The sequence below is a fragment of the Frisingicoccus sp. genome (assembly GCA_016298055.1).
In the GTDB taxonomy this organism is placed as follows: Bacteria; Bacillota; Clostridia; order Lachnospirales; family Lachnospiraceae; genus Frisingicoccus.
In genome coordinates, this window is sequence record JAEDDO010000178.1 from 1 (window position 1) to 3,565 (window position 3,565).

The 3,565-nt window shown below is 41.2% G+C and carries 3 protein-coding genes; all 3 read left to right on the top strand.

Features of this window, described 5'->3' with window-relative positions:
* A partial coding sequence (locus QZZ35_RS10050; RefSeq protein WP_291237278.1) for a WYL domain-containing protein occupies positions 1–1,294 on the top strand: 1,294 nt, incomplete at its 5' end.
* A complete protein-coding gene (locus tag QZZ35_RS10055) occupies positions 1,260–2,234 on the top strand; it encodes a WYL domain-containing protein (RefSeq protein WP_291237279.1) in 975 nt (324 codons plus the stop codon). The genes QZZ35_RS10050 and QZZ35_RS10055, both read left to right, overlap by 35 nt.
* 76 nt (positions 2,235–2,310) lie before the next feature.
* The gene (locus QZZ35_RS10060) at positions 2,311–3,516 is read left to right on the top strand and encodes an RtcB family protein (RefSeq protein ID WP_291237280.1); all 1,206 of its coding nucleotides are present in this window, start codon (positions 2,311–2,313) and stop codon (positions 3,514–3,516) included.
* Positions 3,517–3,565: the final 49 nt, after the last annotated feature.

A 3,565-nucleotide genomic window follows, 5' to 3' on the forward strand; every position in this document is an offset into this window, starting at 1 on the left:
ATTATTGGCATATAACGAACTAATTAAATCATTTGCAAAAATCAGGGGCTATATGCGGGAATTTTATGTCTATGGGTTTCGTCACAGGCTGGATATTGATGCAAAAAGTGTCCGAAGTTACGACAACGAACGTCGTCGTGTTGAAAGCTGGCTGGGAGAATATATGCATTTTGGCCAGGACGAGGAAGGGAAAAGGACGTATCTTTCTGTGGATAGCAGGACTATACCACACAATCCTCTATATAAGGCGTTTAAAACGAAGAGTTTTACGGATAATGATGTCATGCTTCATTTTTATCTGATGGATCTGCTTTCTGAAGAAGAAAGCTTGACGATGAATGAGATTATTGTTCAGCTTGAAGAGGCTTATCTTTGTGATTTTGATGTCGACATCCTGGATGAGTCTACGATCCGGAAGAAATTAAAGGAATATGAACAGTTGGGACTCGTCGAAAAGAAAAAGCGAGGGAGAGAAAGCATTTACCGGAAGGTGCGTGATGATATTGATCTGGATTCCTGGAGAGATGCGATCAGCTTTTATTCGGAAACAGCTCCTCTTGGTGTGATTGGTTCTTATCTTCTTGATAAATATGAGAATACTTCGGAATTCTTCCGGTTTAAACATCATCATCTTATGAAGGCTTTGGACAGTGAAATTTTGTATACGCTTCTGGATGCAATCACGCGGCATGCGGAACTAAAACTGACGATGTTGAAGGCTAAGAAAAGCATTCCGGTCATTCCATTCAGAATTTATATCAGTACACAGTATGGAAGACAGCATCTTCTTGCCTGGAATGTGAATGTAAAGCAGTTCAGGTTCTATCGCCTGGATCGAATCCTGTATGTCTCTATAGGTAGTGAGAAACAAAACTGGAATGTTCTATATGATCAGATGCAGGATATGGCTTCTCACTTATGGGGAGTTTCACTTGGTGAAGGGAAAAGGGAACATGTTGAGTTTACGCTTCGCATAGAACCATATGCAGGCTATGTGGTACAGCGTCTTGAAGGTGAAAAACGGTGTGGTACAGTTGAGCAGATTGATGAGGATACGTGGAAATTTTCAGCAGATGTGTGTGATGCGTTTGAAATGCTGCCGTGGGTCCGTACATTTACAGGAAGAATCATAAGCTTTTCCTGCAGTAACCCGGAAGTCGAGACACGTTTATGGAATGATATGGAAGAAATGTATGCGCTTTATGGCGTAGACTGTGGAAAGGTAAGCGAAACAGATACGGGAAAATCCGGGAGGACAGATGAGAAAGGAGAAATCGGAGATGTTGTTTCATGAGATATATGGCAGTTATTACAATGTAATAGCCGCAGTCCTTTCTGAAGCTGTAAACGGAACATTGGAGGATGGGAAAATCCGTAAGATCATACAGGAGAAGGCTTTTGATGAAAGTATCCTGAACATTCCGGATAAGCTGGTCGGTGGAAACTGGCATTTGCTCACGGAGGATTATGAAACACCGCTTATGAGTGAACCGAAAATACATCTTACCATGCTTCAGAAACGATGGCTGAAATCAATTCTTTTGGATCCGAGAATCAAATTGTTTCAGCCGGACGATGATGGGCTTAAGGATTTAGAACCTCTTTTTAGTCCGGAGATGGTGGTTTATTATGATCAGAATAGGAATGGAGATCCATACACGGAACCGATATATGTAGAAAATTTCAGAAGTGTTTTAGAAGCCATTCATAGTGGTCAGTGGATAGATATTTCATATGAAACCGCAAGAGGAAAAAAGGCTCACTATATATGCCATCCGAAATCGATAGAGTATTCTCAAAAGGATGACAAATTCAGAGTGAGGATAAGCCTGGATCTTGACAGACCTGAGACAGACAGAGTGCTGAATATATCCAGAATTATTGCATGTAACGAAATCATGGATGACAGAGATATGGAGAGTTGTCGGGATAAGTCAAATCCAAAGTTGCTATCGGCAGGAATCCAAAAGAGAAGTTTGACTTTAGAAGTGACAGATGAAAGAAATGGTCTGGAGAGGATACTCCTTCATTTTTCCCATCTGGAAAAAGAAACAAAAAAGTTGGATTCACAGCTTTATCGGTTAAAGCTTGTATATGATGCATCAGATGAAACGGAAATGTTGATTAGAATTTTGTCTTTTGGACCAAAGATCAAAGTGATTGAACCGGAAGACTTTATCGTTAAAATAAGGGAACGTTTACTGAAACAGCAGACAACATTGACAGAAAAATAAGAAACGCAACTTTTTATCCGTGATATATTTCGTTTTAGATGATAAGATTTGAATATAGGAAAGGAAGAGATATATCATGAAATATATTTATGGAAAATATACAAATGCAATTATATATACAGATGTTGTTAATCAGGAGGCTCTGGATCAGGTTCAGATGATTTGTGATCAGGAATTTACCGAGGGTTCTCAAATCCGCCTTATGCCGGATATTCATGCAGGAACAGGCTGCACGATCGGGACTACCATGACGATCGGTGACAAAATTGTCCCAAATCTTGTTGGTGGAGATATCGGATGTGGAATGTTGACTGTTTGTATTGGACATCAGGAAATTCCGTTAGAACAATTGGATCAGTTGATTTATCAGAGCATTCCGGCAGGGCGGGCCATGCGGACGGTTCCGCATCCGGTCAATGATGAAATCGATTTGCAGGACCTTCGATGTGTTTCGGCGGTACGTCTCGACCGGGCACAGTTAAGTCTGGGAAGTCTTGGAGGCGGAAATCATTTTATTGAGGCGGATATCGACGAGAATGGAAATAAATATCTTGTTGTTCATACGGGAAGCCGTTATCTGGGACAAGCCGTTGCAAAGTTTTATCAGGCGGCAGGGTATGAGCAGATGCAGATGGCAGGCGTGCGTACATCTCAGGATGTAATTGCAGAACTAAAGGCACAGGGGCGGGAGAGAGAAATTGAGACGGCATTGGCAGATTTCAGGATTCAGAAGAATGAAATCAATGTTCCATCCTATCTTGCTTATGTTTCCGGACAGCTTTTTGAGGACTATATCCATGATATGAAGATTGTTCAGTGGTATTCATGCTTGAATCGCAAGGTGATCATGGACACGATTCTCAATGGTCTGCATTTGTATGAAACTGAACGATTTGAGACCATTCATAATTATATTGATACGGACAGCATGATCCTTCGTAAAGGAGCTGTTTCGGCTAAGAAGGGTGAGCGGTTACTGATTCCGATTAACATGCGTGACGGAAGCCTGGTATGCACCGGAAAGGGAAATCCGGAATGGAATTATTCAGCACCTCACGGTGCCGGACGTCTTTACAGCAGAAAGGCAGCGAAGGAAAAATTTGAACTGGAGGAGTTTTCGAAGCAGATGGAAGGTATCTATACGACTTCTGTATGCACTGCAACGATTGATGAGGCTCCGATGTGTTATAAGAACATGAATGATATTGTTGATAATATCGAACCGACTGTAGAGATTAACGCAGTGATTCGACCAATTTACAATTTTAAGGCTGGTAATTGAAAATTTCTTGACTCTCCCCTTAGGGAATGATCTAAAATCATGATTGCAA